This is a genomic window from Tsuneonella suprasediminis, from assembly GCF_003605755.1.
GTDB classification, from domain to species: domain Bacteria; phylum Pseudomonadota; class Alphaproteobacteria; order Sphingomonadales; family Sphingomonadaceae; genus Tsuneonella; species Tsuneonella suprasediminis.
Genome location: NZ_RAHJ01000011.1, coordinates 47,304 through 70,743, shown reverse-complemented (window position 1 = coordinate 70,743; position 23,440 = coordinate 47,304). Strand labels below are relative to the sequence as shown.

At 60.0% G+C, this 23,440-nt stretch carries 31 protein-coding genes; 25 read left to right on the top strand and 6 right to left on the bottom strand.

Annotation, left to right across the window (positions count from 1 at the left end; translation table 11 throughout):
- Window positions 1–4 precede the first annotated feature (4 nt).
- The 25 genes from rpsS to D6858_RS02895 all read left to right on the top strand — a co-directional run bounded on the left by rpsS (window position 5) and on the right by D6858_RS02895 (window position 14,532).
- Entirely contained in the window at window positions 5–280 is a 276-nt protein-coding gene (gene rpsS, locus D6858_RS03015; RefSeq protein WP_095011830.1) for a 30S ribosomal protein S19, read from the top strand.
- Window positions 280–657: a 50S ribosomal protein L22 gene (gene rplV, locus D6858_RS03010; protein ID WP_102156485.1), complete on the top strand. Its 378-nt coding sequence runs from the start codon at window positions 280–282 to the stop codon at window positions 655–657. Before rpsS ends, rplV begins: the two co-directional genes overlap by 1 nt.
- A gap of 3 nt (window positions 658–660) precedes the next feature.
- The gene (rpsC, locus tag D6858_RS03005; RefSeq protein ID WP_102156484.1) at window positions 661–1,356 is read left to right on the top strand and encodes a 30S ribosomal protein S3; all 696 of its coding nucleotides are present in this window, start codon (window positions 661–663) and stop codon (window positions 1,354–1,356) included.
- A gap of 15 nt (window positions 1,357–1,371) precedes the next feature.
- Entirely contained in the window at window positions 1,372–1,806 is a 435-nt protein-coding gene (gene rplP / locus D6858_RS03000) for a 50S ribosomal protein L16 (RefSeq protein WP_102156483.1), read from the top strand.
- A complete protein-coding gene (gene rpmC / locus D6858_RS02995; RefSeq protein ID WP_102156482.1) occupies window positions 1,806–2,036 on the top strand; it encodes a 50S ribosomal protein L29 in 231 nt (76 codons plus the stop codon). Before rplP ends, rpmC begins: the two co-directional genes overlap by 1 nt.
- Window positions 2,037–2,048: 12 nt before the next feature.
- On the top strand, window positions 2,049–2,339 hold the full coding sequence (gene rpsQ, locus D6858_RS02990) for a 30S ribosomal protein S17 (protein ID WP_102156481.1): 291 nt from the start codon (window positions 2,049–2,051) through the stop codon (window positions 2,337–2,339).
- A gap of 88 nt (window positions 2,340–2,427) precedes the next feature.
- The gene (rplN, locus tag D6858_RS02985; protein ID WP_102156480.1) at window positions 2,428–2,796 is read left to right on the top strand and encodes a 50S ribosomal protein L14; all 369 of its coding nucleotides are present in this window, start codon (window positions 2,428–2,430) and stop codon (window positions 2,794–2,796) included.
- Entirely contained in the window at window positions 2,796–3,116 is a 321-nt protein-coding gene (rplX, locus tag D6858_RS02980) for a 50S ribosomal protein L24 (RefSeq protein WP_120107040.1), read from the top strand. The genes rplN and rplX overlap by 1 nt, the downstream gene beginning before the upstream one ends.
- The gene (gene rplE, locus D6858_RS02975) at window positions 3,109–3,690 is read left to right on the top strand and encodes a 50S ribosomal protein L5 (RefSeq protein ID WP_120107038.1); all 582 of its coding nucleotides are present in this window, start codon (window positions 3,109–3,111) and stop codon (window positions 3,688–3,690) included. Before rplX ends, rplE begins: the two co-directional genes overlap by 8 nt.
- Before the next feature lie 29 nt (window positions 3,691–3,719).
- Complete coding sequence (gene rpsN, locus D6858_RS02970; RefSeq protein WP_120107036.1) at window positions 3,720–4,025, top strand: 30S ribosomal protein S14; 306 nt, start codon at window positions 3,720–3,722, stop codon at window positions 4,023–4,025.
- An 11-nt stretch (window positions 4,026–4,036) separates the two neighbouring features.
- Window positions 4,037–4,432 carry a 30S ribosomal protein S8 gene (gene rpsH, locus D6858_RS02965; RefSeq protein ID WP_120107034.1) on the top strand — a complete coding sequence of 132 codons (396 nt, stop codon included), beginning with the start codon at window positions 4,037–4,039 and terminating at the stop codon, window positions 4,430–4,432.
- On the top strand, window positions 4,432–4,965 hold the full coding sequence (gene rplF, locus D6858_RS02960) for a 50S ribosomal protein L6 (RefSeq protein ID WP_120107032.1): 534 nt from the start codon (window positions 4,432–4,434) through the stop codon (window positions 4,963–4,965). Before rpsH ends, rplF begins: the two co-directional genes overlap by 1 nt.
- A 1-nt stretch (window position 4,966) precedes the next feature.
- On the top strand, window positions 4,967–5,311 hold the full coding sequence (gene rplR, locus D6858_RS02955; RefSeq protein ID WP_120107030.1) for a 50S ribosomal protein L18: 345 nt from the start codon (window positions 4,967–4,969) through the stop codon (window positions 5,309–5,311).
- Window positions 5,311–6,093 carry a 30S ribosomal protein S5 gene (rpsE, locus tag D6858_RS02950; RefSeq protein ID WP_225081275.1) on the top strand — a complete coding sequence of 261 codons (783 nt, stop codon included), beginning with the start codon at window positions 5,311–5,313 and terminating at the stop codon, window positions 6,091–6,093. The genes rplR and rpsE overlap by 1 nt, the downstream gene beginning before the upstream one ends.
- 5 nt (window positions 6,094–6,098) lie before the next feature.
- Entirely contained in the window at window positions 6,099–6,287 is a 189-nt protein-coding gene (rpmD, locus tag D6858_RS02945; protein ID WP_120107028.1) for a 50S ribosomal protein L30, read from the top strand.
- Between the two features lie 131 nt (window positions 6,288–6,418).
- A complete protein-coding gene (rplO, locus tag D6858_RS02940; protein ID WP_120107026.1) occupies window positions 6,419–6,910 on the top strand; it encodes a 50S ribosomal protein L15 in 492 nt (163 codons plus the stop codon).
- A gap of 188 nt (window positions 6,911–7,098) precedes the next feature.
- A complete protein-coding gene (secY, locus tag D6858_RS02935; protein WP_120107024.1) occupies window positions 7,099–8,463 on the top strand; it encodes a preprotein translocase subunit SecY in 1,365 nt (454 codons plus the stop codon).
- 30 nt (window positions 8,464–8,493) lie between these two features.
- Complete coding sequence (locus D6858_RS02930; RefSeq protein WP_120107022.1) at window positions 8,494–9,141, top strand: adenylate kinase; 648 nt, start codon at window positions 8,494–8,496, stop codon at window positions 9,139–9,141.
- Between the two features lie 56 nt (window positions 9,142–9,197).
- Window positions 9,198–9,950, top strand: coding sequence for an SRPBCC family protein (locus tag D6858_RS02925; RefSeq protein WP_205664862.1), 753 nt, complete (start codon window positions 9,198–9,200; stop codon window positions 9,948–9,950).
- Window positions 9,951–10,240: 290 nt separating this feature from the next.
- A complete protein-coding gene (rpsM, locus tag D6858_RS02920; RefSeq protein ID WP_120107020.1) occupies window positions 10,241–10,609 on the top strand; it encodes a 30S ribosomal protein S13 in 369 nt (122 codons plus the stop codon).
- Window positions 10,610–10,660: 51 nt separating this feature from the next.
- Window positions 10,661–11,050, top strand: a complete 390-nt coding sequence (gene rpsK, locus D6858_RS02915) for a 30S ribosomal protein S11 (RefSeq protein ID WP_047805755.1) — start codon at window positions 10,661–10,663, stop codon at window positions 11,048–11,050.
- A gap of 103 nt (window positions 11,051–11,153) precedes the next feature.
- Window positions 11,154–12,206, top strand: a complete 1,053-nt coding sequence (locus D6858_RS02910; protein ID WP_120107018.1) for a DNA-directed RNA polymerase subunit alpha — start codon at window positions 11,154–11,156, stop codon at window positions 12,204–12,206.
- A gap of 171 nt (window positions 12,207–12,377) precedes the next feature.
- The gene (gene rplQ / locus D6858_RS02905; protein ID WP_120107015.1) at window positions 12,378–12,797 is read left to right on the top strand and encodes a 50S ribosomal protein L17; all 420 of its coding nucleotides are present in this window, start codon (window positions 12,378–12,380) and stop codon (window positions 12,795–12,797) included.
- Window positions 12,798–13,001: 204 nt separating this feature from the next.
- Window positions 13,002–13,601, top strand: coding sequence for a hypothetical protein (locus tag D6858_RS02900; RefSeq protein ID WP_120107013.1), 600 nt, complete (start codon window positions 13,002–13,004; stop codon window positions 13,599–13,601).
- Between the two features lie 124 nt (window positions 13,602–13,725).
- Window positions 13,726–14,532 carry a hypothetical protein gene (locus tag D6858_RS02895; protein ID WP_120107010.1) on the top strand — a complete coding sequence of 269 codons (807 nt, stop codon included), beginning with the start codon at window positions 13,726–13,728 and terminating at the stop codon, window positions 14,530–14,532.
- 5 nt (window positions 14,533–14,537) lie between these two features.
- On the opposite strand, the gene D6858_RS02890 is transcribed toward D6858_RS02895, so the two are convergent.
- From D6858_RS02890 to D6858_RS02860, 6 genes are all read right to left on the bottom strand, one after another.
- Window positions 14,538–15,206 (bottom strand): trimeric intracellular cation channel family protein, encoded by a 669-nt coding sequence (locus D6858_RS02890; RefSeq protein ID WP_120107007.1) that lies wholly within the window; start codon window positions 15,204–15,206, stop codon window positions 14,538–14,540.
- A gap of 273 nt (window positions 15,207–15,479) precedes the next feature.
- A complete protein-coding gene (locus D6858_RS02880) occupies window positions 15,480–16,964 on the bottom strand; it encodes a DUF4403 family protein (RefSeq protein ID WP_120107002.1) in 1,485 nt (494 codons plus the stop codon).
- Window positions 16,965–17,016: 52 nt separating this feature from the next.
- Entirely contained in the window at window positions 17,017–17,784 is a 768-nt protein-coding gene (locus tag D6858_RS02875) for a hypothetical protein (RefSeq protein WP_120106999.1), read from the bottom strand.
- A 66-nt stretch (window positions 17,785–17,850) separates the two neighbouring features.
- Window positions 17,851–19,248 carry a dihydrolipoyl dehydrogenase gene (gene lpdA / locus D6858_RS02870; protein ID WP_120106997.1) on the bottom strand — a complete coding sequence of 466 codons (1,398 nt, stop codon included), beginning with the start codon at window positions 19,246–19,248 and terminating at the stop codon, window positions 17,851–17,853.
- A gap of 75 nt (window positions 19,249–19,323) precedes the next feature.
- Complete coding sequence (gene odhB, locus D6858_RS02865) at window positions 19,324–20,565, bottom strand: 2-oxoglutarate dehydrogenase complex dihydrolipoyllysine-residue succinyltransferase (protein WP_120106995.1); 1,242 nt, start codon at window positions 20,563–20,565, stop codon at window positions 19,324–19,326.
- Window positions 20,566–20,582: 17 nt separating this feature from the next.
- Entirely contained in the window at window positions 20,583–23,438 is a 2,856-nt protein-coding gene (locus D6858_RS02860) for a 2-oxoglutarate dehydrogenase E1 component (protein ID WP_120106993.1), read from the bottom strand.
- Window positions 23,439–23,440: the final 2 nt, after the last annotated feature.

The following is a 23,440-nucleotide window of genomic DNA, read 5'->3' as shown; positions in this document are numbered from 1 at the left end:
GAAAATGGCTCGTTCCGTCTGGAAAGGTCCGTTTGTCGACCTGCACCTGCTGAAGAAGGCAGAAGACGCTCAGGAAAACGGTGCCCGTGGGGCGATCAAAACCTGGTCGCGTCGCAGCACTATCCTTCCGCAGTTCGTCGGTCTGACGTTCAGCGTCTACAACGGCCAGAAGTTCATTCCGGTCTCCGTCAACGAAGACATGGTCGGCCACAAGCTCGGCGAATTCGCGCCTACGCGCACGTTCCCGGGGCATGCCGCTGACAAGAAGGGCAAGCGCTGATGGGCAAGCAGAAAGCACCCCGCCGCGTCGCCGATAACGAGGCGCTGGCTGTCGGCACCATGATCCGTGGTTCCGCGCAGAAGCTCAACCTCGTTGCGGGCTTGATCCGTGGCAAGAAAGCTGAGGATGCACTGAACATCCTCGCTTTCTCGAAGAAGGCAATGGCTAAGGACGCATCGAAGGTGCTCGCCTCGGCTATCGCCAATGCCGAAAACAATCACGATCTCGACGTCGACGCGCTCGTCGTTGCAGAGGCCAGTGTCGGCAAGTCGATCACCATGAAGCGTTTCCACACGCGGGGCCGTGGTAAATCCACGCGCATCCTTAAGCCGTTCAGTCGGCTGCGTATTGTGGTTCGCGAAGCTGAGGAGGCCTGATCCATGGGTCATAAATCCAACCCGATCGGCCTGCGCCTGCAGATCAACCGCACGTGGGACAGCCGCTGGTACGCCGAAGGGCGTGATTATGCGAAGCTGCTCGCTGAGGACATCGAGATCCGCAAGTACATCGTGTCGAACCTGCCGCAGGCTGCGATTTCGAAAGTCGTTATCGAACGTCCGGCGAAGCTGTGTCGCATCTCGATCTACGCTGCTCGTCCCGGTGTCATCATCGGCAAGAAGGGCGCCGACATCGAGAAACTGCGCTCCAAGCTGTCGAAGATGACCGAAAGCGAAGTGAAGCTTAATATCGTCGAGATCCGCAAGCCGGAAATCGATGCCAAGCTCGTCGCTCAGGGTATTGCCGATCAGCTCATCCGTCGTGTGGCTTTCCGCCGTGCAATGAAGCGTGCGATGCAGTCTGCCATGCGTCTGGGTGCCGAAGGCATCAAGATCATGTGCGGCGGCCGTCTCGGCGGTGCGGAAATCGCCCGCGTCGAGCAGTATCGCGAAGGTCGTGTGCCGCTGCACACCCTGCGCGCCAATGTCGATTACGCTGAAGCCGAAGCGCTGACCGCGTATGGGATCATCGGTATCAAGGTCTGGATCTTCAAGGGTGAGATTCTTGGCCACGATCCGACCGCGCAGGACCGCCTGATGATGGAGGCACAGACCTCCGGCGTCCGTCCGGCTCGCTGAGATTAGGTAAGAGCAATGCTGCAACCGAAGAAAACCAAATTCCGCAAGGCCTTCAAGGGCCGGATTAAGGGCGATGCCAAAGGCGGCACCGCGCTGAATTTCGGCTCCTATGGTCTCAAGGCGCTTGAACCCGAACGCGTTACTGCGCGTCAGATCGAAGCTGCTCGTCGTGCGATCACGCGCCACATCAAACGTCAGGGACGTCTGTGGATTCGCGTGTTCCCCGATGTTCCGGTGTCGAAGAAGCCTGCCGAAGTTCGTCAGGGTAAGGGCAAAGGATCGATCGAATACTGGGCCGCTCGCGTGAAGCCGGGTCGCATCCTGTTCGAACTCGATGGCGTTCCCGGCCCGCTGGCTGCCGAAGCATTTGAGCGTGCAGCGATGAAGCTGCCGATCAAGACCAAGGTTGTTGCCCGTCTGGGCGACCAATCCCATCTGGGAGGCGAATAATGGCCAAGAAGCCCGAAACCGGCTCCGGCAAGGCAGCCGATCTGCGCGCCAAGACAGACGATCAGCTTTCGGAGCAGCTCGTCGAACTTAAGCGTGAGCAGTTCAACCTGCGCTTTCAGGCGGCAACCAACCAGCTTGAACGCCCCGCGCGGATCAAGGAAGTCCGTCGCGATATCGCGCGCATCCACACGCTGCAGGGCGAGCGTTCTCGCGCTGCCGAAGCGAAGTAAGGATAACCAGATATGCCTAAGCGTATCCTGATCGGAACGGTTGTTTCCGACAAGACCGACAAGACCGTGACCGTGCTGGTCGAGCGTAAGGTGAAGCACCCGCTCTACGGCAAGATCATCCGTCGTTCGAAGAAGTACCACGCCCACGATGCGGCGAATGAGTACAAGCCCGGCGACGTGGTGCGTATCGAGGAGACCAAGCCGATCTCCAAGACCAAGACCTGGGCGGTGAAAGATCGCGTGCAGGCCGGTGGAGTTCAGGCAGTCGAAGCTAACCTCGAGGTTGAGGAAGCAGGCAACTGAGCAGGTTTTCCGCTGGTTTTTGGCGGGAAGTGATTTTTAGGAACTGCCGGACTGGTTCCGGCAAGCCGAGCAAGAAGGAACCGGATCGATGATCCAGATGCAATCCACGCTCGACGTCGCAGACAACAGCGGCGCCAAGCGCGTCCAGTGCATCAAGGTACTGGGCGGATCGAAGAGGCGCTTTGCCGGCGTGGGCGACGTTATCGTTGTCTCCGTCAAAGAAGCTGCCCCGCGTACCCGCGTTAAGAAGGGCGACGTTCACCGTGCAGTGATCGTTCGCACGAAGAAGGACGTGCGCCGCCCGGATGGCAGCGTGATCCGCTTCGACAGCAATGCCGCTGTTCTGGTCAACAAGAACGAGGAGCCGATTGGCACCCGTATCTTCGGCCCAGTGGTGCGCGAACTGCGTGGCCGCGGGTTCATGAAGATTATTTCGCTCGCTCCGGAGGTGCTGTAATGGCTGCCGCAAAGATCAAGAAGGGCGACAATGTCGTCGTGCTTTCGGGCAAGGACAAGGGCCGTACCGGCACCGTCCAGTCCGTACATCCGCGCGATGGCAAAGTCGTTGTTGACGGTATCAATGTAATGGCCCGTCACCGCAAGCCGAGCCAGACCAACCCGCAGGGTGGCATCGATCGCGTTCCCGCGCCGATGAACATTTCGAAGGTTGCGCTGGCCGATCCCAAGGATGGCAAGCCAACTCGCGTCCGTTTTGAAGTGAAGGACGGCAAGAAGGTTCGCGTCGCCGTAAAATCGGGGGAAACCATCGATGGCTGACAATTACACACCGCGCCTTAAGGCCAAATACGACGCGGAAATCGCCAAGGCGATGACTGAAAAGTTCGGCTACAAGAACGCGCTTGAAGTTCCGCGTCTCGAAAAGATCACGCTCAACATGGGTGTGGGCGAAGCGAGCCAGGACAAGAAGAAAGTCCAGACCGCGGCTGAGGAAATGGCTCTGATCGCTGGCCAAAAGCCTGTGATTACCAAGGCCAAGAAGTCGATCGCGCAGTTCAAGCTGCGTGAAGGCATGCCGATCGGTTGCAAGGTCACCTTGCGTCGTGAACGTATGTTCGAGTTCCTCGACCGTCTGGTGACCATCGCAATGCCCCGCATTCGCGACTTTCGTGGCCTGAACGCGAAGAGCTTCGACGGTCGTGGCAATTATGCCATGGGCCTGAAAGAACAGATCATCTTCCCTGAAATCTCCTACGACAAGATCGAGAAGGTTCGGGGTATGGATATCATCGTAACCACCACGGCGAAGACCGACGAAGAAGCGCGCGAACTGCTGCGCCTGTTCGGTTTCCCGTTCCCGGCTGAGCAGTCGGCAGAGAAGGAAGCGGCGTGAGCCGCCCGTAAGGAAGAGAGCTTAAGTCCATGGCGAAACTGAGTTCCATCAACAAGAATGAGCGTCGCAAGAAGCTCGTGAAGAAATTCGCGAACAAGTATGCGAGGCTGAAGGCGATTGCCGATGATGAGTCGCTCGATGAATCCGAGCGTCTGATCGCACGCCTGAAGATGGCTGAAATCCCGCGCAACGCGAACCCGACCCGGGTGCGCAATCGTTGCGCGACCACCGGCCGCCCGCGCGGCTATTACCGCAAGTTCGGCCTCTGTCGCGTCGAACTCCGTGATCTTGCCAATAAAGGCATGATCCCGGGCGTGACCAAGTCGAGCTGGTGAGGATCTGACCGATGGCTATGACCGATCCCCTGGGTGATATGCTCACCCGCATCCGCAACGGCCAGCAGGCGAAGAAGGACTCCGTCCTTTCGCCCGCTTCCAAGCTGCGTGCAAACGTTCTCGAAGTGCTTCAGCGCGAAGGCTACATCCGTGGCTACAGCGAAGACGCATCGGGCAAGCACAAGGCCCTGCGGATTGAATTGAAGTATTTCGAAGGCGAGCCTGCAATCAAGCATGTCGCTCGTGTCTCCAAGCCGGGACGTCGCATTTATTCGGGCAGCCGCGAGCTCCCGACTGTGCGTAATGGCCTTGGCATCACCATCGTCTCGACCCCCAGGGGTGTGCTTTCGGATAATGAAGCGCGCGCTCAGAACGTCGGCGGCGAAGTGCTGGCGGAGGTGTTCTGATGAGCCGCATCGGCAAAAAGCCGGTCGCAATCCCGAGTGGCGTTACCGCCAACATCGAGGGCGACACTCTGACTGTGAAGGGGCCCAAGGGTACCCTGTCGCTGGGCCTGAGCGAACTGATCGACTACAAAGTCGAAGACGGTGAGATTCTGGTCAAGCCGGCCAACGACACCAAGGCCGCACGCTCCTTCTGGGGTATGCAGCGCACGCTGGTGTCGAACCTGGTCGAAGGCGTAACCGAAGGTTTCACCAAGGTTCTGGAAATCAGCGGCGTTGGTTATCGTGCGCAAGCGCAGGGCAAGAAGCTTAAGCTTCAGCTCGGCTTCAGCCACGATGTCGATCTCGATGTGCCGGAAGGCCTCGAAGTAAAGACGCCGGATCAGACCACTGTGGAGATTTCTGGTGTGGACAAGCAGGCCGTTGGCCAGTTTGCCGCCGAAGTTCGCCGCTGGCGCAAGCCCGAACCCTATAAGGGCAAGGGCATCAAGTACCGCGGTGAGTACATCTTCCGCAAGGAAGGGAAGAAGAAGTAAGATGGCAAAGCTTTCCCTCTTCGAACGCCGCCGCCGCCGCGTGCGTACAGCGATCAAGTCCCGTGCCGGTGAACGGCCGCGTCTGTCGGTGCATCGCACCGGCAAACACATCTACGCGCAGATTATCGACGACAAGGAAGGCCGCACTGTGGCCGCCGCGTCAACCCTTGGAGCCAAGGCTTCGGGTGCCAATGTCGATGCTGCCGTTCAGGTGGGCAAGGACATCGCCGCTGCCGCCAAGAAGGCGGGCGTGACTTCCGTCGTGTTCGATCGCGGCGGGTTCCTTTTCCACGGCCGCGTGAAGGCGCTGGCCGATGCCGCTCGCGAAGGCGGGCTGGAGTTCTGATGATGGCTGACGAGAACAACGCAAACACCGAGGATAAGGTCGTGGCGACTGCCGAAACCGAAAACGCGGTGACCAACGAAGCTCCGGCAGTTGCCGATACTCCGTCCGAAGCTGCTGCCAATCAGGATGCTGCACAGGGTGCCGAAGGGCAGCCGCGTCGTGGACGTGGTGGCCGCGGTGGCCGTGATGGTGGTGGCCGTGGTCGTGGACGTGATGATCGTCGCGGCAACCGTCGCGAGGAAGAAGACGACGGCATCATTGAAAAGCTGGTCCATATCAACCGTGTCAGCAAGACGGTGAAGGGCGGTAAGCGCTTCGGTTTCGCCGCTCTCGTTGTGGTTGGTGACGGATCAGGCCGCGTTGGCTTCGGCCACGGTAAGGCCCGCGAAGTACCGGAAGCGATCACCAAGGCGACTGCTGCTGCGCGCAAGAAGATGATCCGCGTTCCGCTGAAAGAAGGCCGCACGCTGCACCACGATGGCAATGGCCGTTTCGGTGCTGGCAAGGTGACGCTTCGCACGGCTCCTCCGGGTACGGGCATCATCGCCGGCGGTCCGATGCGCGCCGTCTTCGAAAGCCTTGGTGTTGCGGACGTTGTCACCAAGTCGGTTGGCACGTCGAACCCCTACAACATGATCCGCGCTACGTTTGCTGCGCTGCAGGACCAGACTTCGCCGAAGTCTGTCGCTCAGCGTCGCGGCAAAAAAATCGCTGACCTGCTTGGTCGCGGTGGCGCTTCGGAGGCCGAGGCTGAAGCCGACGCCGCCGCGATTGCGGAGTAAGCAGGATGGCTAAAGCAAAAACCATCAAGATCCGTCAGATCGGTTCTCCGATCCGTCGGCCCGAAGCCCAGAAGAAGATTCTGATTGGCCTCGGCCTCGGCAAGATGCACCGCGAAGTGGAAGTGGCTGATACGCCTGAAACCCGCGGTGCCATCGCCAAGCTTCCCCACATGGTGGAAGTTATCGAGGGTTGACCAATTCGTGAGTCCCCGTAACAGCGCGGGGATCTCCGGTCAGGGTGTTTAGCCTGTGTCCAGAGGCCCCCGCCGTGTGCGGGGGATCACTTTTTTTGAAGCGCGAGACAAAGCGAAAGCGAGTGCACACTATGAAACTGAATGACATCCGCGACAACGAAGGCGCCCGTCACCGCAAAATGCGGATCGGCCGGGGCATCGGTTCGGGCAAAGGCAAGACCGGCGGCCGTGGCCAGAAGGGTCAGAAGGCTCGTTCCGGCGTGGCCATCAAGGGCTTCGAAGGCGGTCAGATGCCGCTGCATATGCGCCTGCCGAAGCGTGGCTTTAACAACCCCTTCGGAAAGGATTACGCCGAAGTGAACCTCGGTATGGTCCAGAAGTTCATCGATGCGAAGAAGCTCGATGCATCGAAGGATATCGACCATGCCGCTCTGCAGGCTGCCGGGCTGGCGCGCGGTGGCAAGGACGGTGTCCGTCTGCTTGGCAAGGGTGAACTGAAGGCTAAGGCCAAGTTCATTGTCGCCGGGGCCAGCAAGGGCGCGATCGACGCAGTCGAGAAGGCTGGCGGTTCGGTCGAGGTTCTTGCACCGAAGAAAGCTGACGCGAAGGCCGACGCTAAGTAAGAATTGACGTCCCGGTGCGAGCCGGGGTTACGGGCATTTTGTCGTCAATCGACCGCCCTTGACCCCAGCTTTCACCGGGATCGTGCATTTTATGGCCCTTGCAGGTTCGACATTTGCCAACCTGCACCCTATGTGAATTCCCTCACCGGGAGGGTCCGGGCAACAATGCAGGAATATCGGGTTTACTGATGGCATCCAGCGCCGACAATATTGCGAGCAATCTCAGCTTCGCGAATTTCTCCAAGGCTACCGAACTGAAGAACCGTATCTGGTTCACGATCGGTGCTCTGATCGTCTTCCGCTTTCTCAGCTTCGTGCCGCTGCCGGGTGTGAACCCGTTGGTGTTGTCACAGCTGTATGAGCAGACGCAGGGCGGTATCCTTGATCTGTTCAATACGTTTTCTGGCGGAAGCCTCGAACGTATGAGCCTGATCGCGCTTGGCATCATGCCCTATATCACGGCATCGATCGTGGTTCAGCTTGCCGCCTCTCTCCATCCTGCGCTTGCCGCGATGAAGAAGGAAGGGGCCAGCGGTCGTCAGAAGCTCAATCAATATACGCGTTACGGCACGGTATTCCTCTGTGCCATTCAAGGCTGGTTCCTTGCGACTGGCCTTGAGGCTTACGGCGCGCAGGCAGGCCTCCAAGCTGTTGTGATGCCGGGGATAATGTTCCGTATTGTGGCTGTCATCAGCCTCGTAGGCGGTTCGATGTTCCTGCTGTGGCTGGGCGAGCAGATTACCAGTCGCGGGATCGGGAACGGCGTGTCGCTGATCATTATGGCGGGTATTATTTCGCGCTTTCCGAGCTTTACGGCAAACCTGTTCGAAGGCGGCCGGTCCGGTGCGATCAGCCCGTTCGTGATCATTTTCTTTGTCGCGATGATCGTCGGCCTCGTGCTGCTGATTTGCTTCATGGAGCGTGCTCAGCGTCGCTTGTTGATCCAATATCCTAAGCGCGCCAGCGCACGTGGCATGATGCAGGCCGACCGCAGCCACCTGCCGCTGAAGCTGAACACGGCCGGCGTTATTCCGCCGATCTTCGCCAGCTCGCTCCTGCTGCTGCCGCTCACGATTACCCAGTTCGCCGGTGAAGGGATCAACCCCGATTCGACGATGGGCGGGGTTATCAACACGCTCAACTTCTACCTGCGCCACGGGCAGCCGCTGTATATGGCGCTCTATGCTGCGGGCATTATCTTCTTCAGCTTTTTCTACACTGCGGTTGTCTTCAATCCGGAAGAAACGGCAGAGAACCTGAAGAAGAACGGTGGGTTCATTCCCGGCATCCGTCCAGGCAAGCGCACGCAAGACTACCTAGACTATGTGCTGACTCGCATCACCGTGGTTGGCGCAATATACCTGACTCTGGTTTGTGTGATTCCCGAATATATGATCGCGCAGACCGGTATCCCGCTGTTCCTCGGCGGAACGAGCTTGCTGATTGTTGTCAACGTAACGGTGGATACGATCAGCCAGATTCAGTCGCACCTGCTGGCGCACCAGTATGGCGATTTGATCAAGAAGGCTCGTCTCAAGGGGCGTTTGCGGTAAGTTTCACATAATTTTCGGGGGTGGCGCAAAGTGAACATCATCCTTCTTGGACCGCCGGGAGCGGGCAAGGGTACTCAGGCTCAACGGTTGGTCGATCGGCATGGGATGCGCCAGCTCTCCACAGGCGACATGCTGCGGGCGGCGGTCAAGGCTGGCACTCCGGTCGGCCTTGAAGCCAAGGCGGTGATGGAGCGTGGAGAGCTTGTCTCGGATGAGATTGTCAGCAAGCTGATCGATGCCGAACTGGCGGCGATGGGCCCCGATACGGGCGCCATTTTCGATGGCTATCCGCGCACTGAAGCGCAGGCGCATTCGCTCGATGCAATTCTGGCCGGACATGACCGTAAGCTCGATCATGTGATCGAGCTGGAAGTGAACGAAGACGCGCTCGTCGAACGAATCACGGGTCGCTTTACCTGTGCTCAGTGCGGCGCTGGTTACCATGACGTGTTCAAGCAGCCGAAAGTTGCGGGGGTCTGCGACAAATGCGGGTCCACCGAATTCAAGCGCCGGCCTGACGACAATGAAGAAACTGTTCGGAAACGGATGGAAGAATACCGCGCCAAAACTGCGCCGATTTTGCCCATTTATGAAGAACGTGGCATCGTTAGTCGGGTAGATGGGATGGCGGATATGGATGCCGTCAGCGAAGAGATCGAAAGCGTTCTGGCCGGTTGACCCTTTTCTATCGCCCTTCCGCGTGAAATAACGCGGAAGGGATGAAGGGGTATCCGATGAGGAAGACGATTCTGGCGTGCTTTGCGGGTATGCCTGCGCTGCTTGCGGCACATGGTGCGCGCGCTGAGGTTATGCAGGCCGACGCATCGTTGTTCGTAACGCGCGATAGCGTGGTCGTGAAAGCGGACACTCTGGCCACATGGCTGATGCTGATAAAGCCAGGCGAGTGGTGGAACAGCGGGCACACCTGGTCGGGCGATGCCACTAATCTGACGCTCACTCCGCAAGGCGGAGGATGCTTCTGCGAGAGAATTCCCGCGAAACCGACCGCGAACAGCCCAGGGCTGGCTGGCAGTGCACAGCATATGGAAGTTGTTCTGGCGGAGCCGGGCAAGGCGCTGCGTATGCGCGGTGCACTGGGGCCTTTGCAAAGCGAACCTGTACAAGGTGTTCTGACCATCACGATGAAAGCGACTGACGAAGGGGGCACACGCATAATGTGGGAATATATCGTGGGCGGAGTGCTGCGGTATCCTCCAGACACGATATCGAAGGCGGTCGACGGCGTGATGAGCCAGCAACTCAACGGGTTGGCGGATAAGTTGGGGCGAATTGAGGCCGAGGAAGTTAAACCCGATAAGGTGGAACAGGATGCTGGTTCTGACCCACTGCTATCGGGCGATGCGGCGGATGTGGGCGCGGCGCTTGATGCGCTCGCGAATGAAAAGCTGAACGATGGGCCAAAAGGGCAGGGTGGCAAGGCTGATAGCAATCCGACACCCGAAGCGAAGGATCCCGGCGTACTTTGACGTACGGACTGTTGCGTAGTATTACAGACTTGCAGAACGGTCGGTGGTGCCCATATGGCTCCAGCCGTCACTGATCGTGCGTAAGGTTGTTGACGGGGCAGGAAAATCCCCGTAAGCGCCGCGTTCTTCGACATGACGGAATTGGTCCGGCAGGCGTCAGCCGAAAGCGCGCCATCCGGGTTTTTTGCCGTCAGGGCACCCGCCTTGTCGAGAAGTTGCAGCGTTGAGATAGGGGTCTGCCGCCCTTCGCAAGTCGGTCGATCAAACCTCTGTGGAGCATGGAGAATTAAGTGGCTCGTATTGCCGGGGTAAACCTCCCCACCAACAAGCGCGTTATTATCGCGCTCACCTACATTCACGGGATCGGTCGCACGACCGCCGTCAAGATTGCTGACAAGCTGGGGATCGATCACGCCCGTCGTGTTCAGGACCTGACCGACGCGGAAGTCCTGCAGATCCGTGAAACGATCGACGCCGATCACCGCGTGGAAGGCGACCTGCGTCGCGACACCGCGATGAACATCAAGCGTCTGATGGACCTGCGTTCGTATCGTGGTCTGCGTCACCGTTCGGGCCTGCCCGTTCGTGGACAGCGCACCCACACCAATGCCCGCACCCGCAAGGGTAAGGCCAAGCCGATCGCCGGGAAGAAGAAGTAAGCCGGGCTCCCCGCTACTTCACTTCATCCGTAGAGATAGAGGAATACCATCATGGCACGCGAACCCGGCCGTATCAGGCGTCGCGATAAGAAAAACATTTCGAGCGGTGTTGCCCACATCAACGCCAGCTTTAACAACACGATGATCACCATCACAGACGCGCAGGGCAATGCTATCAGCTGGTCCAGCGCGGGCATGATGGGCTTCAAAGGGAGCCGTAAGTCGACCCCTTATGCAGCTCAGGTCGCCGCTGACGATGCTGGTAAGAAGGCTGCCGAACACGGTGTCCGTACGCTGGAAGTTGAAGTGAAGGGCCCGGGTTCGGGTCGTGAAAGTGCACTGCGCGGTCTGGCTGCGGTGGGCTTTACCATTACTTCGATCCGCGACGTGACCCCGATCCCGCACAACGGGGTTCGGCCTTCCAAACGTCGTCGCGTCTGATCCGTACCTGCCCGGCGGGGTGTTGAGCCCCGCCGCCATTCACGGACCGGACGCGCCGCCCAGCGCAGCCGGTCCCGCCCGCATTTAACCCCAGGGGAAATCCATGTCCGTCAACACCAAGAACTGGCAGGAACTCAAGAAACCCAATACCCTCGACGTCAAGGAAGGCGCCAAGGGCCGTAAGGCAACATTCGTTGCCGAACCGCTTGAGCGGGGCTTTGGCCTGACGCTCGGCAATGCGCTGCGCCGTGTGCTGCTCTCCAGCCTTCAGGGTGCCGCGATCACTTCGATCAAGATCGAAAATGTTTTGCATGAGTTCTCGTCGCTCGCCGGTGTGCGTGAAGACGTGACGGATATCGTGCTGAATGTGAAACAGATTGCCCTCAAGATGGAAGGTGAAGGCGCCAAGCGTCTGCAGCTTTCGGCAACGGGCCCCGGCCCGGTGAAGGCGGGCGATATCGCCGTTTCGGGCGACATCGAAGTGATGAACAAGGATCTGGTGCTGTGCCATCTCGACGATGGTGCGACCCTGAACATGGAACTCACTGCCGATACCGGCAAGGGCTATGTTCCTGCGGTCAGCAACCGTCCGGCCGATGCGCCGATTGGTCTGATCCCGGTTGATTCGCTGTATTCGCCGGTCCGTCAGGTCAGCTACAAAGTTGAAAACGCCCGCGTTGGGCAGGAGCTCGACTTTGACAAGCTTAGCCTGACGATCGAAACCGATGGCACTGTGACCCCGGAAGATGCGCTGGCCTATGCCGCCCGCATCCTGCAGGATCAGCTCACGCTGTTCGTCCACTTCGAAGATGGCATTCCGCAGCCTTCCAGCCCGATGATCGGTGTTGCCGCTCAGCCGGAAGAAAACGACACCAACCAGCTCAACCGTTACCTGCTCAAGAAGGTGGACGAGCTGGAACTGTCGGTGCGTTCGGCCAACTGCCTGAAGAACGACAACATCATCTATATCGGCGACCTGGTTCAGAAGACCGAGGCAGAGATGCTCCGCACACCGAACTTCGGCCGCAAGTCGCTCAACGAGATCAAGGAAGTCCTGAGCTCGATGGGGCTGCGCCTCGGCATGGATATCCCTGGCTGGCCGCCGGAAAATATCGAAGAAATGGCCAAGAAGCTCGAACAGGAGCTGCTCGGCTAAGTACTATGAGCGGCCTTCGCGTACGGCGGGGCCGCTCACACTGTCAGGGCTTCTCTGGCAGTTTGGTGCCCCGGATTGTTTCGGGGTTTCGCAATCAGGGTAACGGGCCGTCCCTTAACGGTCCTGGATCGGGCTACCTTGTACGGGCCCCCTACGAATGAAGGAACAGATATGCGTCATAAACTTTCCGGCCGTAAGCTGCAGCGTAAATCCGGCCACCGCGCCGCGCTGCTTCGCAATCTCGCCACTGCGCTGGTGAAGCATGAGCAGATCCTCACCACCACGCCTAAGGCGAAAGAACTGCGCCCTTATTTCGAAAAGCTGATCACGCTGGCAAAGCGTGGTGGCTTGTCGAACCGCCGTTTGGCCATGAGCCGTCTTGGCGATGAAACCCAGCTTAAGAAGCTGTTCGACGTTCTGGCTGAGCGTTATTCCGACCGTGATGGCGGCTACACCCGTGTTATCAAGGCTGGTATCCGCGGCAGCGATGCCGCGCCGATGGCGATCATCGAACTGGTTGATCGCGATGTCGATGCCAAGGGGCAGGACAGCGGCCCGGTCATGAACGAAGAAGAATTCGAAGACGCCTGATCGCGTCGTCGCCCCTCTTAAAAAGGGGATGAAATAGGAAAGGCCGTGAGAGGAAACTCTCGCGGCCTTTTGTTTTATTCGTTCATGAAAGTAGCAGATTAGATGAACGTTGGCTGCATTGCCAGTTCAGGGATATCACACCGCGAATCGCTTACAACGTCTTCACAAGGCGGCACTCCTTCGCCGCCCGAAAGTGAGGACACTATGAAGACCATGACCAACGCATTGGCCAAAGGAACCATCGGTGCCGTCGCGGCTGGCGCGATGGCAATGGCTTCGGCAAGCCCCGCAATGGCCCGCGACCGCGATCATGACGGTATCGGCGCAGGTGAAATCATCGCAGGGGCGCTGATTATCGGCGGTATCGCTGCTGTCGCGTCGTCTATCGGCAAAGATCGCAGCTATCGCGATGGCCGATATGATGATCGCTATGGCTACGGCGACCGTTACGACAACCGCTATGGCAATGATCGCTACGCCCGTGCGGGATCGCGCGATGCGGTGCAGCAGTGCGTGGCCGCGGCACAACGCAACGCCCAACGCTATGGCTATCGCGGCGCGCGGGTGACCGACATTCGCGATATTGATCGCAAACGTAATGGCTACAAGGTCGAAGGCCGGATCGCCGTGAGTAACATGGGCCGCGAATGGCGCCGGGGTGACCGGAATTACGGTTCAGGCTGGGGTAACGACTACCGTGGCTGGAACAACAGCTATCGCGGTTGGGATAGCGGAAAGTTCAAATGCGAAGTGCGCTACGGGCGCGTCGTCGATCTCGATTACAGCGGTATCCGCGGGCTCTGATCTGAGCACGCACCGCTAACGAGCCACCGAAGGGGCGGTTCAGGCTTACGCAAGCCTGGACCGCCTAATTTCGTCGTCACTATGCGGCGCTCTGTCGCAGATCTCCGTGGATGGGGACATTGATATGACCGGTTATTCCAAATTCGCCGCTGCCGTTGCACTGATGGCCAGCGCATCGATGGCAGTATCACCGCTGGCCGCTGCGGAGATGCCGCATCCCTCCATCGCCAGCGATGTCATCGCAATCGGTGGATTTCATGCCGATTCCGACAATGCCGACCACTCACGACGGTGGGGACGGCACTATCGTCGCGACCGTATCGATGCAGGCGATGTTATCGGTGGTCTGCTGGTGGTTGGGGCGATTGCCGCTGTCGCGAGCGCCGTTACCAAGTCTTCGCGCGATAACGATGATCGCTATCGCAACCGGCCATACCCCGACACACGCTATCCCGATACGCGTTATCCGGATAATCGCTATCCCGAATATCGCAGCCGCCCCGATCAGCCGCCGTATGGCGACAGTGCGGGGTTAAGCCGCGCGGTCGATAGCTGTGCCGATGCCGCAGGGAGAAATGGCCGGGTCGACAGCATCCATTCGGCCGAACGGTACGGCGAAGGCTGGCGGGTGGAGGGCAATCTGGTGACGGGCGCGCCTTTCACATGCATGGTCGGGCGCGATGGCCGGATCGACGGCATCGATTTCGGGCGGTCCTCACGCGGAGCGGTGGAGGACCGGCAGTGGAGCAGCGAGCGATATGCTCAGGCGTGGCAGAATCAATCGGCCATCCCCGGTGGCGGTGCATCCGGCCCGGCGGTTGACAGCGATATCGATCGCAATGCGGCACCAGCCTATCCCGGCGGCCCGATTGGCGACGAAGTTGACGACGGGCGGTACTCAACTGCGGAACAGCCTGATTTCAGCGGCTGATCTTCCTAACGATCGTTCTTCGGGGGTGGAGGATCTGCCGGCTCACTGACCTTGTCTCGCTCCTTGCCCTCTCGGTATGATGGCAAGGCGAGCCGCCAGCGGATTGCTGTCCCGCGCAGCGCGAAACCGGCGGCCCATGCTACACTCCACGCGATAACGGCAGGCAGACCCGCCACTTCGCCGCCGACTGTCAGGATTGCCGATAGCGCCGCTGCCGTCACGTATAGCTCTGGCCGCATCAGGATAGAGGGTTCGCCTGCGATTACATCGCGGATCACGCCGCCCGCGCAGCCGGTGACGATGCCCAGCACCGCAGCAGGCAATGGAGCGACACCAAACGCCAGCGCCTTGGCTGCACCCAGCACCGCGAAAGCGGCCAGCCCCATCGCATCGGCCCATTCCAGCAATTCGTTGTCCCACCACCGGCGCGGAGTGAACCACGCCACCAGCGCAGTTGCGAAGATCACCGCCGCCACCCACGGACTGTGCAACCAGAAGGCCGGCGCGCCCAGCAACATATCCCGCAACGATCCGCCGCCCACGCCGGTGACCAGCGCGAAGAACGCCATCGTCACGAATGTCTGGCGTAGTCTGGCGGCCAGCAGTGCACCGGTAAGCGCGAATATCGCCGTGCCGGCAAGGTCGAGAAACGGGGGCAGGGCAGGGCCAATCATGTGCTCGCCTTTACCCGAATCTGGCGATGGGGGAAAAGCGGGATTGTGCCCAATATCGAACCGGGAAGCCTTAATATCGGTTTATGTGCAGAATGTGCGCTCAGTACCTGCTCATGCTAATCACGGATCATCTGCTATCCCAGCTCTCTTTCGATCAGCTGCGCCAACGCGATTGCGCCGGGTTCTTCGGGTGGCCTGAAGACATCGGCTTCTCCAGGATTTACTCCCGAATTCAGACGCGAGGCGCGGCAGGGTTGCGATCAGCCGACCCCGTCAGCGGGCGGTCAATGTGATCGATGTCGTCGCGGAGCCCTGCACCGGAAGATACAGCCCGCGCCCGGCCGCCTTCAGCTCTCCGGTGTTCACTTCATCGATCCGGGCGTGAATTACCAGATCGCCTTCGCGGCGGCGAGCGATGGCGCGTTCGATCTTGCCTTTCAGATCATCGAAATCGCCTTCGAAATTCTGTGTCAGGGCATCGGCGATTGCCTGCTGATATCCCGGCGCACTGGCAAGCCGCATCAGGATATCGGTTTCCATCCGGTCGCTGTCGCCCGTCACCGAGACATCGCTGAACGACACTTTGCGTGAATTCGGCTGGTTATGCGGCACGCCGGTGAGCCAGACCGTTCCGTTGGCCGCGCCATATTTCCCGTCGGTCCGCTGTGCCGTGAAGGTGGCGCCCACGGCCACGCGGCCGCCGGTGGATCCGTAAACCTCTATCTTCCCGAATCGCGCCTGCACCGGGCCGATGCCGGGCACTTTGAATGGTCGGGCAGCCCGCTTGTTCAGTGCCCTGGCAATCACGGGTTCCAGCTCTGCGTAATCGGCCACGACCGGGATGAAGAATGCCAGCTTGCCGGGCGTTTCCGACAAAGGTGTGCGTGGTGGCAGTGGTTTCTTGTCCGGGGGTGCAGGCTTGTCGCCAACGAAAGTCTGGGTTCGGGCGGTCATTCCCAGCTTGAGATTCAGCGTTTTGCCGGAAAGTGAATAGCCGCCATACTGCAATTGCTGCGGCTCGATCCGCATCCACACTGGCGGGTTTTTCTCGTTGAGCTGAAGGACAGTGAACGCTTCGCCCCACAATCGCTCGATATCGCGGCGCAAGTGGACTTTCTCCAGCTCTCGCGGAAGGCTGCGTTCGAGCTTGGCGATTACGCTTTTCAGTTCTTTGTCGGCATCTTTGGTGAATTCGATCCGCTGGCCGAGGAAGTCGATGTGCGGCGTGTCGGTCCAGTCGTACCGGATGGCGATCTTGCCCCGCGGGTTCCACTGCCGATCGATCGACAGCCGGATCACAGCGCGTACATTGGCATCGGCAGTGGCGGTTTCCTGCTTGAGAATGCCTGCAATATCCTTGGCGTGCACTTCGGCGTGGATTGGCATTGTCACGACGATATCGCGCCCGCGCCCGGCAATGGCCATTTTGCCGCGCGTGACAGTGCCGACGATGTCGCATTTGATCTTGGGAGTCTTGAGTTTGACGAAAGCGACTTTGACCTTTTTCGACGCGAGGCACGTCTGATCCTTGCGATCAATCTGGTAGAGTGTGCGCGGAATTTCGCGCGCGACATTATCGACCAGTTTCGACAAGTCAGCCTTAACAGGCACCGCGATGACCGAATTTTCATCGGGGACTTCGATAGCATCGTTGGCGCGGGGAGGGGGCGCGAACGGTTCGCTCGATTGCTTGCAACCGGCCAGCGCCATGGTGCCGCAGAGAGCCATCGCCAGCCTGTGAACCCAGCCGTTCGCCATAACGTGCCCCTGTTCCCCTTCGCCTATCAATACGCGAGTTAGCGGACAGTTCCTAGCGGTCGGTGGCGCTCAACGGCCTGAAGAGCAGGCCGAGAGCCAGACAGTAGCCGAGAACGGGGGCGGCGCCATATCCGACCAGCGGTGCGGGGAAGGGGCCAATCAGCGATGCGCCGACAAGTCCGGCAGAATATCCGGCGAATGCAAGTCCGCCTGCGTATCGCCCTTCGCGCGAAAGCGTGGGGGCTGCTGTCGCAAGCGCCAGTAATGCCAGCGAAATCAGTGCGGCTGCGCTGTGTTCGCTCGCCATGCGCTGTACTACGCCTTCCACGAACGGCACGGCTGACAGCGGATCGCCGCGCCATGCTGTCCACACCGTCGCCAATGCCGCGCAGGCAAAGGCAGCCAGAGTTGGCAAATCGCGCCGGACGACCAGAGTCGCTGCAACGCTGCAAGTCAGTGCAAGCGCCATTCCAAAATCGGGTTGGAAAGCGGTGACAGCAGCGAAGGCGACTGCCGCGATGGAGGCCGGCCATCCGCCAATCCGCTGGAATGCCACCGCGAAACACGGCCCTGCCAGCATTGTCGCATGTATGCTCAGCCCGCCCAGAGCGACCCACCGATGGACTCCTTCGCTGGAAGGGCCGAACATCAGCGCCAGCGCGCCTAGAACTGCGGGGGCGATCAGCGCAGCATTCGCAGGAACCCGTGCGATTGCGAGCGCGAGTGGCACCCCCGCGACCACGGCGGCAAGGTTCACAATGGCATAAATGCGAGGTGCACCCGCGCCCACCATCCACCACCCGCTGACAAGCAGTGTCACGGACAGCGCGATAGCGCAGACGGAGATGGGGCGGTGCAATCCTATGTCGCGATAGCCCTTAATAAATCAGGTGTGGATCGGTTTCCCCATCACGCCCATTGCCGCTTCCTTGATCGCTTCCGAATGGGTCGGGTGCGCGTGGCAGGTATAGGCGATGTCTTCGCTGGTCGCGCCGAATTCCATGCCCAGTGCGGCCTCCGCGATCATTGTTCCGGCGACGGAGGCAATGATCCACACGCCTAGCACGCGGTCGGTTTCAGCGTCGGCGATGACTTTCACGAAGCCATCGGGTTCGTGGTTGGTCTTCGCGCGGCTGTTGGCCAGCATCGGGAACTTGCTGGTTTTCACTGCGCCGCGTTCCTTCGCGGCCTCTTCGGTCAGGCCGACGCCAGCGATTTCCGGCCATGTATAGACCACACTGGGGATCACGTCGTGATTGACGATGCCGGTCTGTCCGGCGATCCATTCGGCCACGGCGATGCCTTCGTCTTCCGCCTTGTGCGCCAGCATGGGGCCGGGGATGACATCGCCAATGGCGCGCACACCATCGACAGCGGTGCGGAATTCACCGTCGACTTCGATCTGGCCACGCTTGTTGGTTTCCAGACCGATCTTGTCGAGGCCGAGGCCATCGGTATTGGGCTTGCGTCCGATCGACACCAGCACGCAATCGGCCTCCAGCGTTTCCGCATCGCCGCCAGCGGCCGGTTCCAGCGTCAGCGTGGCTTTCTTGCCCTTCACCGTGCAGCCGGTGACTTTGGTGCCGAGCTTGAATTCGATGCCCTGTTTCTTGAAGATTTTCTGCGCTTCCTTGCGCACATCGGCGTCCATGCCGGGCAGGATTTGATCGAGGAATTCGACCACGGTGACTTCCGCGCCCAGACGGCGCCAGACCGAGCCGAGTTCCAGCCCGATCACACCGCCGCCGATCACGACCATCTTCTTGGGGACGGCTGGCAGTTCGAGCGCGCCGGTCGAATCGACAACCACGCCTTTGGCATTGTCCACTTCGACACCCGGCAGCGGAGTGACCGACGAACCGGTGGCGATCACCACGGTCTTGGCGGTTTTGGTTTCGCCGTTCACTTCCACGCTGTGCGCGTCCTTGAAGGTGGCGTAGCCTTTCAGCCAGTCGACCTTGTTCTTCTTGAACAGAAATTCGACGCCCTTCGTCAGGCCGCCCACGGCGTCGATCCGCTGTTTGTGCATCTGACCGAGGTTGAGCTTAGGGGTCACCTCAATGCCCATTTCGGCCATCGCGCCACCCTTGGCCGCTTCGAAATACTCGCTGGCATGGAGCATCGCCTTTGACGGAATGCAACCGACGTTGAGGCAGGTGCCGCCCAGCGTTTCGCGTCCTTCGGCACAGGCGGTTTTCAGGCCAAGCTGCGCCGCACGGATCGCCGCGACATAGCCGCCGGGTCCAGCACCGATAATCAGGACGTCGTAATCGTAGTCCGACATTTTCAACTCCGTTCGCCCCTTGTATCCAGCGCAGGGCATTTGTCTGGGGTCGCTGCGGGCAGCGAACCAAATGGATTACAGGTCGATCAGCATCCGGGTGGGATCTTCGATCGCTTCCTTGATCGTTTTCAGTGCGGTGACCGCTTCGCGACCGTCGATCAGTCGGTGGTCGTAGCTGAGCGCGATGTACATCATCGGGCGGATCACGATCTCGCCATTGCGGACGACCGGGCGATCTTCGATCCGGTGCAGGCCGAGCACGGCGCTCTGCGGCGGGTTGATGATCGGGGTCGACATCAGGCCGCCGAACACGCCGCCGTTGGAAATGGTGAAGGTGCCGCCCTTCATGTCTTCCATCGTCAGCGAACCGTCCTTGGCGCGTTTGCCGAAGTCCGCGATATCCTTTTCGATCTGGGCAAAGCCCTTCTTGTCGGCATCGCGCACGACCGGCACGACCAGCCCGTTGGGCGCGCTGACCGCGACCGAGATATCGACGTAATCGAAATAAACGATTTCATCGCCATCGATCTGCGCGTTGACCGAAGGGATATCTTTCAGCGCAAGACAGGCTGCCTTGGCGAAGAATGACATGAAGCCCAGTTTGATATCGTGCTTCTTGGCGAAAACGTCTTTGTACTTTTCGCGCGCTTCGATCACGGCGCTCATATCGCAGTCGTTGAAAGTGGTCAGTAGCGCGGCAGTGTCCTGCGCGCCTTTCAGCCGCTTCGCGATAGTCTGGCGCATACGGGTCATCTTGACCCGTTCTTCGTTGCGGCTCCCGACAGGCGCAGCGGCGGCAGGTGTCGGCGTAGCGGCGGCTGGTGCAGGCGAGGCGGTTTTTGCCTGCGCGGCGGCGACAACGTCTTCCTTGGTCAGGCGACCGTCTTTGCCAGTGCCCTTGATCTGCGTTGGATCGACCCCGTGTTCGAGCACAGCGCGGCGTACAGCGGGCGAAAGCGTCTGTGCGGCATCGGGATCGTGGATCTTCGCCTGCGCCGGAACGGTGTCTTCCAACGTGCCATTGTCCGACGATGAAGCGGGCGCCGCAGCGGCAGGCTTGGCGGGGGCAGCGCCCGCGCTGCCTTCCTCGACGATGGCGATCACCGCACCGACTTCGACTGTGTCGCCAACGGCGACTTTGTGCTCGCCCATCACCCCTGCGATGGGGGAGGGGACTTCGACAGCGACCTTATCGGTTTCAAGACTGGCAATCGGTTCGTCGACAGCGACCGCTTCGCCCGGCTGTTTCAGCCATTCACCGATGGTCGCTTCTGTGACCGATTCACCCAGAGTGGGGACTTTGACTTCTTGGGACATTGAAAAGTTCCTGTTCCTCAGGCGGGTTTCTTGCGAGCGGATGCCTTGAGCTTTGCGCGGGCATCCGCGCCGCCATCGGCAAGGCCAAGTGCGACCTGCACCAGCGACCGCTGTTGTTCGACATGGCGTTTGGCAAGGCCGGTGGCAGGCGATGCCGCCACTTCGCGTCCGGCATAACACGGGCGCATCCCGGTATGCCCGGCTTCGTTCAACGCCTCTTCGATCTTGCTTTCAACGAAGAACCATGCGCCGTTGTTTTTCGGCTCTTCCTGACACCAGACGACCGTTTCGAGGTTCTTCATCCGTTTCAGGCGGATCACCAACGGCTCACCGGGGAAGGGATAAAGCTGTTCGAGGCGGACGATAGAGACGTCTTCCAACCCTTCCTCGTCGCGCTTCTCGATCAGGTCGTAGGCGACCTTGCCCGAACAGAGCACAAGGCGTTTCACCTTGGTGTCTGCAATTTCGGCCGTATCCGACATAATCCGCTTGAAATGGCTTTCACCCGTGAATTCCTCGACAGTGCTTTTCGCCATCGGGTGGCGAAGCAGGCTCTTGGGAGTCACGATAATCAGCGGTTTGCGGAACGGACGCAGCATCTGGCGGCGGAGAACATGGAAATAGTTCGCCGGCACGGTGATGTTGCACACCTGAATGTTATCGTTGGCGCACAGTTGCAGGAATCGTTCGAGCCGGGCCGAGCTGTGTTCCGGCCCCTGACCTTCGTAGCCGTGCGGCAGGAGCATCACCAAACCGTTGGCGCGCAACCATTTGGCTTCGCCACTGGCGATGAACTGATCGATGATGATCTGCGCCCCGTTGGCGAAATCGCCAAACTGGGCCTCCCACAAGACCAGCGATTTGGGATCGGCCATCGCGAACCCGTATTCGAAGCCGAGCACGCCGTATTCGGACAGCGGGCTGTCATACACCTCGAACTTGCCATGCGGCAGCTGGCACAGCGGAATGTACTTGTCTTCGGTCTTCTGATCGATCCACACCGCGTGACGCTGGCTGAACGTGCCGCGCCCAGAATCCTGGCCGGACAGGCGCACGCCATATCCTTCGGTCACCAGACTGCCGTAAGCGAGCGCCTCGGCGGTGGCCCAGTCGAACCCTTCGCCGGTGTCGAACATCTTGCGCTTGGCATCGAGCACGCGGCCGAGCGTTTTGTGGATCGTCAGATCGTCGGGCACAGTCGTAAGAGTGCGGCCGAGGCTGTCGAACAGCTTGCGCGAGATCGCAGTATCGACATTGCGGCGCGCTTCTTCGGAATCGGCGGGCTTGTTCAGCCCAGCCCAGCGGCCACCGAACCAGTCGGCTGCATTTGGCTTGTAATCCGCAGCCCCGTCGAACTGTTCATCCAGATGCGCACGGAATTCTTCGCGCATGGCATCGGGATCGCCCTTTTCGATCATGCCTTCGTTCAGCAGGCGATCGGAATAGAGCACGCTGACTTTGGGGTGCTGACGAATCCGGTCGTACATCAGCGGCTGGGTAAAGCTCGGTTCGTCCCCTTCGTTGTGGCCGAACCGGCGATAGCACCACATGTCGATCACGATATCGCGCCCGAATGTCTGGCGGTATTCGATCGCCATCTTGCAGGCGAACGTCACCGCTTCGGGATCGTCGCCGTTGACGTGCAGGATCGGAGCCTGAACGCCCTTCGCCACATCGGAGGGGTAGGGCGAGGAGCGGGCGAATTTCGGGCTGGTGGTAAAGCCGATCTGGTTGTTGATCACGAAATGGATGCAACCGCCGGTGTTATACCCGCGCACCCCGGAAAAGCCGAAACATTCCCACACGATGCCCTGACCCGCAAATGCCGCATCGCCGTGGATCAGCACAGGCAGAACCTGTTCGTGCTTCTTCAGATCGTCGCGAATGGCCTGTTGCGCGCGGGTCTTGCCGAGCACGACGGGGTCCACCGCTTCCAGATGGCTGGGGTTGGGCACCAGGCTCATGTGAACCTTGATCCCGTCGAATTCGCGGTCGGTGCTGGTGCCGAGGTGGTATTTCACATCGCCCGAACCGCCGACATCTTCGGGGTTGGCGCTGCCGCCGGAAAATTCGTGGAAGATCACGCGATACGGCTTGGCCATCACGTTGGCGAGCACGTTCAGACGGCCACGGTGAGCCATCCCGTAAATGATTTCGCGCACGCCCATCTGGCCGCCATACTTGATCACCGCTTCGAGTGCGGGGATCATCGATTCCCCGCCGTCGAGGCCGAACCGCTTGGTGCCGACGTATTTTTTGCCGAGGAAATCTTCGTATTGTTCGCCGCGGATCACTGCCGCCAGAATCGCGCGCTTGCCTTCCGGGGTGAAGGTGATGACTTTGTCGATCCCTTCGATCCGGTCCTGAATGAAGCGGCGTTCCTCCACATCGGCGATGTGCATGTATTCGAAGCCGACCTTGCCGCAATAATTCTTGCGCAGGATCGCCACGAGTTCGCCGATGGTGGTCCATTCGAGGCCCAGCGTCCCGCCGACATAAACCGGGCGATCGAGCGCGGCGCCGGAAAAGCCGTGGAATTCGGGCGTCAGGTCGGCAGGCAGCTCATGGCTGGAAAGGCCCAGCGGATCGAGGTTAGCGGCAAGATGGCCGCGTACCCGATACGTGCGGACGAGCATCATCGCGCGGATCGAATCGTCGGCGGCCTGTTCGACCGCCTTTTCGTCCATCTGCTTGCCCGTTTTGGTCGCAGCCGCTTTTACCGCCAGCTTCATCGCTGTCGGATCGAGCGCCTGCGTCAGATCGTCCTCGCTCTCACCGCCGACCAGCGGCCAGCGCGGGTTGGCCCAGGACGGACCGGGTTGCGGCCCGGAATCCTGACCGTCAGGGAGGAAATCGTGTGCTTCGTTACCCATTG